This is a genomic window from Cyanothece sp. BG0011 (assembly GCF_003013815.1).
GTDB lineage: Bacteria > Cyanobacteriota > Cyanobacteriia > Cyanobacteriales > Microcystaceae > Crocosphaera.
This window is the reverse complement of record NZ_PRLH01000013.1, coordinates 21,231-29,320: the sequence shown is the minus strand read 5'-3', so window position 1 is coordinate 29,320 and position 8,090 is coordinate 21,231. Positions and strand designations below refer to the sequence as shown.

At 37.1% G+C, this 8,090-nt stretch carries 10 protein-coding genes; 4 read left to right on the top strand and 6 right to left on the bottom strand.

The window, feature by feature from the left end; translation table 11 throughout:
- Positions 1-1,241, bottom strand: a 1,241-nt coding sequence (locus tag C4E06_RS03595; RefSeq protein WP_107666847.1) for an RNA-guided endonuclease TnpB family protein, incomplete at its 3' end; no start/stop codon positions are given.
- Between the two features lie 165 nt (positions 1,242-1,406).
- Here C4E06_RS03595 and C4E06_RS03590 point away from each other — a divergent pair.
- Positions 1,407-1,823, top strand: coding sequence for an alkaline phosphatase D family protein (locus C4E06_RS03590; RefSeq protein ID WP_232826144.1), 417 nt, complete (start codon positions 1,407-1,409; stop codon positions 1,821-1,823).
- Here C4E06_RS03590 and C4E06_RS29165 read toward each other — a convergent pair.
- The 3 genes from C4E06_RS29165 to C4E06_RS03580 form a co-directional block, all read right to left on the bottom strand.
- Positions 1,815-1,946: a hypothetical protein gene (locus C4E06_RS29165; RefSeq protein WP_255412120.1), complete on the bottom strand. Its 132-nt coding sequence runs from the start codon at positions 1,944-1,946 to the stop codon at positions 1,815-1,817. The genes C4E06_RS03590 and C4E06_RS29165 overlap by 9 nt on opposite strands.
- Positions 1,947-2,194: 248 nt before the next feature.
- Positions 2,195-3,103: a phosphorylase gene (locus tag C4E06_RS03585; RefSeq protein ID WP_107666846.1), complete on the bottom strand. Its 909-nt coding sequence runs from the start codon at positions 3,101-3,103 to the stop codon at positions 2,195-2,197.
- Between the two features lie 10 nt (positions 3,104-3,113).
- Positions 3,114-3,923, bottom strand: coding sequence for a Tab2/Atab2 family RNA-binding protein (locus C4E06_RS03580; protein ID WP_107666845.1), 810 nt, complete (start codon positions 3,921-3,923; stop codon positions 3,114-3,116).
- A gap of 238 nt (positions 3,924-4,161) precedes the next feature.
- On the opposite strand from C4E06_RS03580, the gene hemC reads away from it, so the two are divergent.
- Both hemC and C4E06_RS03570 read left to right on the top strand, forming a co-directional pair.
- Entirely contained in the window at positions 4,162-5,115 is a 954-nt protein-coding gene (hemC, locus tag C4E06_RS03575; protein ID WP_107666849.1) for a hydroxymethylbilane synthase, read from the top strand.
- 286 nt (positions 5,116-5,401) lie between these two features.
- Positions 5,402-5,755 carry a YbaB/EbfC family nucleoid-associated protein gene (locus C4E06_RS03570; RefSeq protein WP_107666844.1) on the top strand — a complete coding sequence of 118 codons (354 nt, stop codon included), beginning with the start codon at positions 5,402-5,404 and terminating at the stop codon, positions 5,753-5,755.
- Positions 5,756-6,219: 464 nt separating this feature from the next.
- Here C4E06_RS03570 and C4E06_RS03565 read toward each other — a convergent pair whose 3' ends face one another.
- A complete protein-coding gene (locus C4E06_RS03565; protein ID WP_107666843.1) occupies positions 6,220-7,155 on the bottom strand; it encodes a DNA polymerase III subunit delta' in 936 nt (311 codons plus the stop codon).
- A 53-nt stretch (positions 7,156-7,208) separates the two neighbouring features.
- On the opposite strand from C4E06_RS03565, the gene C4E06_RS03560 reads away from it, so the two are divergent.
- Complete coding sequence (locus C4E06_RS03560) at positions 7,209-7,556, top strand: hypothetical protein (RefSeq protein ID WP_107666842.1); 348 nt, start codon at positions 7,209-7,211, stop codon at positions 7,554-7,556.
- Here C4E06_RS03560 and C4E06_RS03555 read toward each other — a convergent pair.
- Positions 7,553-8,008, bottom strand: a complete 456-nt coding sequence (locus C4E06_RS03555) for an FHA domain-containing protein (RefSeq protein WP_107666841.1) — start codon at positions 8,006-8,008, stop codon at positions 7,553-7,555. The genes C4E06_RS03560 and C4E06_RS03555 overlap by 4 nt on opposite strands.
- Between the last annotated feature and the right edge of the window lie 82 nt (positions 8,009-8,090).

The window sequence follows — 8,090 nt, the reverse complement described above, 5'->3', positions numbered from 1 at the left end:
AAACTCGCGCTTAAGATTTCCTGCTTCACAGATTGGTAACTAGGCAAAGCCCCCGTCCCATCATCTCCACAGGCATTTTCAGATACGCTATGCCCTAGCGCATATTCTTCTACACCACGATTTCTGATAACTTGCGCTGCTGCCACGTCTCGGTGGGTTTTATACCCACATTCAGGACAATTATGCTCTCTAACATCAAGGGTTTTCTTACCAGTATGAAACCCACAATTAGGGCAAATTTGAGATGTAAAATTCTTGTCAACTTCATTAACAAAAACATCTCTTTTCCATGCTACCCATTTAAGAATGGTTATGAATTGTCTAAAACCAGCATCAAGACAATGTTTAGATAACATTCCTTTAGCCCATGACCTAAAATCAATATCTTCAATAAATATTGATTGTGATTGGTCACAAAGACGATGAGCTAACTTGAAATGCCAGTCTTTACGAGTATCAGAAATTCGTTGATGTAATCTAGCTATCTTTTTGTTTAACTTGTGTCTATTATTAGAGCCTTTTTTCTTATTTCTTAATCTACGCTGTAGCAATTTCAGCTTACGATGTAGTCGATTTAAGAATCGAGGTCTATCCACAAGTTCACCATCGGAAGTAGCCAAGAATTTATCTAAACCTAAGTCAATACCTAAAGGATGTCCATGAAAAGAAACGTCAGGAATATTAACATCTAACTGTAAAGAAAGCATCATGAAGTAACCATTAGCTCTCCTTACAATGCGAGCTTGTTTTAACTCAAACCCATCAGGTATTTCTCTAGACTTTCTAAACTTTACCCATCCTAGGTGTGGTAATTTAATTTCGTTACCTTTAATACAATCTTTTAGCATTTGAGGATATACATAAGACCGCATTCTATCCCTATTTTTAAAGCGCGGAAAGCCTAACTTTTTGGACTGCATATCGGCAAAAGCTCTATCTAAAGTCCTCAAGACTTGTTGTAAAACTTGAGCGTTTACTGATTTGAGTATGTCATTAGTTTTCTTGGCCTTTGTTAATGCTTTAGCTTGATTGTGATAATTAGGGTAAGGTACGTCAGGAGAAATAATATATTCCTGAATTAATGAGCAAGAATTAACAGGGGATTTTCTAGAACTTAGCCAGTCCTTACGATCTCTTAAAGCATAATTCCAGACGGAGCGACAAACATTTAAAGTATGTTCAATTACCTCAATTTGTTGCTTATTTGGGATTAGCTTAAATTCGTAAGTTAATGTAAGCATTAGTTCGACCACTATTAATACTTTCCCTAGTTTAAATTAATCTACACACAATGTCAACTCGTGTAAGTTGTCTCCCGCTGGTCGGTTTATTTGTTGGCAAAAATTCATCTCCCGTTAATTTCTATGAGTCTTTTTTTGGGGAGAAATATAACGGGAGTCCTCTTTTTGTATTTCAGGATAGAGTCTCGTCGTCGTTTGCTTAATTTTTTACATAATAATGAAATTTCTAACCCAGTCGTCATTTCAGGGGATATTCATTCAAGTTGGGTTAACGAGCTAAAATTAGACTTTGATGATCCGCGATCGCCTATAGTGGCCACGGAGTTTGTGGGAACTGCTATTTCTTCACAGTTTCCTCAAAACTATCTTGGCGTCGTGAAGTTAGCTAGAATAGCCAACCCTCATGTCAAGTTTTTTGAAGGAACCCGACACGGATACGTGCGTTGTACCTTAACCCCAGAGTATTTCAAGAGTGATTATCAAGTTGTATCTAGTGTCTTAGATGCAGATGCTTCTCTCGATACTTTACAATCTTTTGTGGTGAAAAATGGTCAACCTGGATTGTCCTCTAGTCTAACCTAATAAGATAAAACGACTCCACAATAATAGAATAATAGCTGCACTGAGTCCGAAAGGTGTGGCGAGAAATTCCACAAAGTCTAGGATAACTAAAAAATATTTTAAAATTGTTAATGAGCTTTCCATGGGTTGACCCCCAAAAATTTAATAAAATGACATCTTATTTTTAGGATAAGGTTGATTTTCGTCTATAGTCCTAGTCTCCCCATTGTTTTAGTCTTGGTTCCTTTTTCGTTACAAATTGTAACACAAAATTTTAAACTAAGCACCCAGGACGAAAAAAAGCCCCTCTAAGTTCCCTTAACTCCATGTTACAAGCCAGATTTTGACTATTCCGTATCAATAGATAACATTTAAAGATGATTGAATAATTATTAATTATTAATTAACCTATTAGACACTTTTTCTAAAATTGTTAAGGGTTTGACTTCTCTTAATAATTTCATTTGTTGTTCATCTTTAACTAATAATGCACCAGCAAACCCTAATGAGTTAATAGAAATTGATTGATATTTAGGTTGCGATCGCGGAATGATCATCATCCATTCTCTAGTGACTAAAAGATTATAAGGTTCGGGTTTTCCTTCTTCGTTAATGGAAATTTTGAGATGTTTTAATAAATCATGATAACTGTCTAACCTTTGCTGAGCTAATTCTAAAACATTGTTATTATCATTGAATGCTATTTTAGTAATACCATGAGCAAAATTGAAACAAGGCAGTTGACCAATTTTATCTTGATAGGTTACGGTTTTTATTACTTGATCAATGGGAGTTTTAGGTAGTTCGGGAACCCAAGGAAAAGGAACTAATTGAAGATGTTTATGGCGTTGACTAGCTCCGGCTATTTTACCATTATTATAAAATCCTAACCCATCAATTTGTAATAAACAGGCACACAAGGCAGCAAAATCATTTAAATTTAATAATGTTTCTTGTTCTTCAAAGTCACGGGTAACTATTAATAAGTGATAATCTACCACATTAAATTTATTTAATAAACAAATATGAGTATCTGAAATATCAGCCACAAATAAATCTTTTTCGTAAGGCAAAAAAGGATTAAAATCTTTGCCTAGCTTTTTCTGCTCTTTTTTAGCTTTTTCTTTGCGTCCTAAATTAGTAACAATTCTCACCAAAAAGTCAATTTCTTCATTTTTAATTAATTCATAGTCAGTTGGAATTGATTTCAAAGCACCGCAACTTAAAGCTTGTTCTGTTTGATGTTTTACTTTTTGCCACAAACTGTTAGAATTTAAAACAATATTGACTCTGTTATTCATAATTTAAAACTTAAAATTCTTCTTTTCTTAATAACCAGATTCCTGTCTGAGTCATTCCTGAATCATCTGGTTGTATTAGTAAAAAATGAATTCCTTGACTCTGTTCTTTTTGTTGTTCATACTGTTGAGCCGATGTAGCCATTTCTGCATCTTCAAAAGTCAATAAAACCCAACGATCCATTAACCCCGATTCTAAAATCAATCCGCCCGACTTATTAATATCTGTCGGAATATAATTTAAGGAAACCGGTTGATTATCAGCTAACCAACGGGCTAAATACATCGATTTTTTACCCCCATATATGACAACACCGGGGAGATTAACATCGGAGGCAATTCCTAAATTAATAGGGTTTAAATCTTCGGGTAAAACTTTAATAGGAATTGGGCGATCGCTAAAATAATCAATAAAATCCCCTGCTTTAAAAGTAGCAAAACGCCACTTATCACCCCATAAACTTTCGGGGATAGCTTGGGGAGGGGGTTGGTCTATTTTGACAGCGTTAGGATATTTTTCCTTTAAAATTTGTTTCAGTTGAGGGGTTCTTCTTGTCCCTTCAATTTTCACTCCCAATGTTTGTCCAGCTAACGTAAATAAACTTAAAGATTGAGGACGAAACACCTTAATCATATCAGGAGAATATTGCTTAACTAAAGGGTCTAATTGACGAATTAACCAATTAGAATTTACTTCAGACTGTTGACAACTTGCCTGATGAATAATAACCTTTTGTTCATTACAAATAATCAGATTCCAGGTAGTATTCTGTTCATTGTCTTGTGATAAATGTTTATAGAAATCTGCTTGCCAAATAATCATGATTTGGATACAGTCAAGTTAATTGATTCAATATTAATAATAACGTAAGTTCGGAGTTCAGCTATTAGTTCGTTGACAACTGATAACTGGTCACTGGTAACTGGCTAACTGTTCCCTGATTTGTAAAGAGATGTAACTATTTTCCTGCTAAGTCTCCGAATCTCTTAACTAGAGTCAAACACTGCGATACGCTAGAATGAGTCTCCTCATCGTTACATTAATTATTAGCTTACCTTCTATGGTTGTTTCTAGTCGTGCTATTCGTATCGGTTCTCGAAAAAGTCAGTTAGCTCTCGTGCAAACTTACTGGATACAAGAACAACTACAAAAACATTATCCTGAGCGTCAATTTGACGTAGAAACCATGAGTACCCAAGGGGATAAAATTTTAGATGTGGCTTTGGCTAAAATCGGTGATAAGGGATTATTTACCAAAGAGTTAGAAACGGCCATGTTGCAAAATCAAGTGGATTTTGCGGTACACTCTCTTAAAGATTTACCCACCAACTTACCCGAAGGATTAATGTTAGGCTGTGTGACTGAAAGAGTCAACCCGGCCGACGCTCTGGTGGTTAACGAAAAACATCAAGATAAACAACTCGATACCTTACCAGAAGGTTCAGTCATTGGCACCTCTTCTTTACGCCGTTTAGCCCAACTACGTCACCATTATCCCCATTTAACCTTTAAAGATGTTCGTGGGAACGTCAATACTCGCTTGTCTAAACTCGATGCAGGGGAATATGATGCCATTATTCTCGCGGTTGCAGGGTTACAACGGTTAGATATGAGCGATCGCATTCATCAAGTCATTCCTGACGATATCTCCCTCCACGCCGTTGGACAAGGGGCCCTAGGGATTGAATGTCGTAGCGGTGATCCCGAAATTTTAGACCTTCTCAAGGTATTAGAACATCCCGAAACCCGCGATCGCTGTTATGCAGAACGGGCGTTCTTACGGGAACTCGAAGGGGGTTGTCAAGTTCCCATTGGTGTTAACACTAAGATTGACAACAATGTCTTAACCTTAACTGGAATGGTGGCCAGTCTGGACGGAAAAACTTTGATTAAAGATACGATAGAAGGAGAACCAGCACAAGCAGAAAAGCTAGGACAAGAATTAGCTTTACGTTTGCGTGATGCAGGGGCTACAGAAATCTTAGCCGAGATATTCGCCGAAATTCAGCGATAATTATTCGGGGTCAATTTTTTCATTAGCCCTAAAAATTAAGCCAAGATTAGCCAAAAAATGATAGGGTTACAAAGGGATGATTATGAAGTTAAAAGTCAGTAGGGGCTTAATAATATTAAGCCCGTACAAAAGTTGTTTTTGTAACAAGGGTTTCTTCCCCTTTCCAAAAACTCCTCGCTTTTTAAAGCCAGGTTTTTGATCTTATTATCTCAATAATCGTCAACCATAAAAGTCTTTTCTAAGGCTGAAAATAACTAATTAGCAACCTACGATATTTTTAACGAATATGACACAAGACAAAGGAAAAGGATTTGGTTTCGGATTAGGTAAAATCAAAGAACTTCAAGAGGCGTTCCAAAAAGCTCAACAAGTTCAAGCAGGGGCCCAACAACTCCAACAAGAATTAGAGGAGATGAATATCGAAGGTTATAGCGATGAGGCTAAAGCGGTTACTGTGGTCATGAGTGGTAACCAAGAACCTCGTCAGGTTACTATCTCCCCAGACGCTATGGGCAATAGTCCAGAAGCTTTATCTGAGTTGGTGACAGCTGCCATGAAGGATGCTTACGCTAAATCAACTGAAACTATGCGGGAAAAAATGGAAACCCTCACCAGTGGTTTAAACCTTCCTGGAATGTAAGAATAAATCATGTAGTCAGGAAAGCGGTGCGCTTCATCTTGACTACTCACTCTTTTTTATAGAACAAAATTACTAAAAATATTATATTTAGATACGCTATTCCGTCCATTCTGCATTTTTAATATATCATACCCTCTCAAACAGCGCAAACTCGTTGCTTATTTTGTCAGGAATCCTTAACAAAAGGGGATAAATTAGGAAATTGAGCAAAGATAAGTAATTAAAAAGTTTATTTTTTCATATATAATTTTTTTTTATCTCCCCTTCGGGGCAAGGAGTCGTAGAGACGTTGCATGCAACGTCTCTACGACTTCTGACTCCTTCTTCAAAAAAACTAGGTTATATTTAACGACAGCATCAATAGAGTTAAAAATACAGCTATTTCTTTTTATCAACCTAAATTGAATAAAAGAACACCCCCTATTGTTTAAACTGATAACTGATAACTGGGCACTGAACACTGATCAATGAATCAACAAACAATCCCAAACTAAACGAGGTTGAACATAACTTAAAAGTTGCTTTTTAGCTGCTTCTAATTTTTCTAAAAACAGTCTATCTTGTGATGTTTGCCAATGAGAATATTGAAGATAATTAATTAACCATAGCTGTGAATCATTATCTAATTCTGTGGTAATTTCTTTAGAAAACTGTAAAGCTTCTAAAGGGGTTTGAGGTAATTTTTTTAACTTTTGTCGCAGTTCAAAAGGAATAGTTTGTAATTGTTCCCAAGCTGCGATCGCTTCTCCGGGACTTCCTTGACTTAAACCAATAATATCAGGATGATTAATAATTTCTTCGTAACCCAATCGACCTAAAATTGTCTTTAAATGAGCATCAGAAAGACGATAAAACGGAATTTTTTGACAACGAGACACTAAAGTGGGTAATAAAGAATCAGCACTGGGGGCAATTAAAATTAATGTTGCTTTTCCCGGTTCTTCTAAGGTTTTTAATAAGCCATTAGCGGCCGCTTCGGTCATCGTTTCAGCTGCTTCTATGACCACCACACAACGAGACGCTTCTAAGGGAGGACGACTTAAAAATTGAGTAATATCACGAATTTGTTCAATGCGAACTTGAGGAGGTGCTTTACGTTTTAAACCGCTTTCTTGTGCTTCTTTCGGGGTTAATAATTGTCCCTGATGTAGATAAGTCGGTTCCACCCAATAAAAGTCCGGATGATTACCGTCAAGTAGCCGTTTTTTAAGACTAACTTGCTTTTCCTCTGGTAAATTTAAAGATAATAATAATTGAGTGAAACATTTAGCCCCCAAAGCCCGTCCAACCCCATGAGGGCCAGCAAAAAGATAGGCCGGAGCAATACGGTTTTTAGCGATCGCCTGTTGTAATAAAGCAACCGCACTTGGTTGTCCTATCAGTTGTCGAAAATGATTCATTTTTATAAGATGGCCGCAGTCTAGTCAATAATCTATCTATAGGAATAACAGTTATGGCTCGCTATACATCTTCTTTCGTCGCTAATGCTACGGTAGAACAGGTTCCTACCCTCCTGAGTGAAGTATTAGAATCCTGTGATTTTGGCATCGTTTATCAAGCGACTGATTATCTCATGGCCAAAGAAACCCCCGGAAAAGTCCCCTTTTCTAAAATAGTCAGTATCGAAATTTTAATTGAAAGCACCGTGGCTAAAAAAAATGAGGTTCCTGTCACCTTCGTGGTGAAAAATGACGAACTCCCCTTAAACCCTAATAACCACTGTCAACAACGATTTCAAGAACTACAAACCGCATTAAAACAAAGTCAACAATGGCGTGCTATTACGGCTATTCCTAGTTAATCATATTCTTTAGTATCGTCATCATAATCCATCATCGCAGGGTCAATGAGAGTAATATCGAAGGGATCATTACTGGGTAGGGTGGGGAATTTATCTCGTTGACGATACTGATAAATGGCAAACACCTGAGGTCCAAAGACAATTTCATCCCCATCTTGGAGATCGTGGGATGCTTGCTTAATCTTAGCTTGATTGATTAACAAGCCATTAACACTCCGTTTCCCTTCTAGATCCCCATCAACAATGCTATAGTAACTTGAGCCATCTCCTCGAATGCGTCGATACAGGGTAGCATGATGGCGAGAGACAAACTGAGAACGAAGACGAATATCGCAATCGTGAGAGCGACCTAAACTATAGGTAGGTTCTCGCAAAAGTATTTCTTGTCTGCCTTTATCATCCTCGATAATCAAGAAATGTTCTCGTTGAGGGAGTACAGATTTTTCAGCCATCGCTAAACCAAGTTTCAATTAAAGTGCTTACAATTGTCTCAGGAAAGGGAACCAACTCACACGATCTTAACCTTTTCTATCA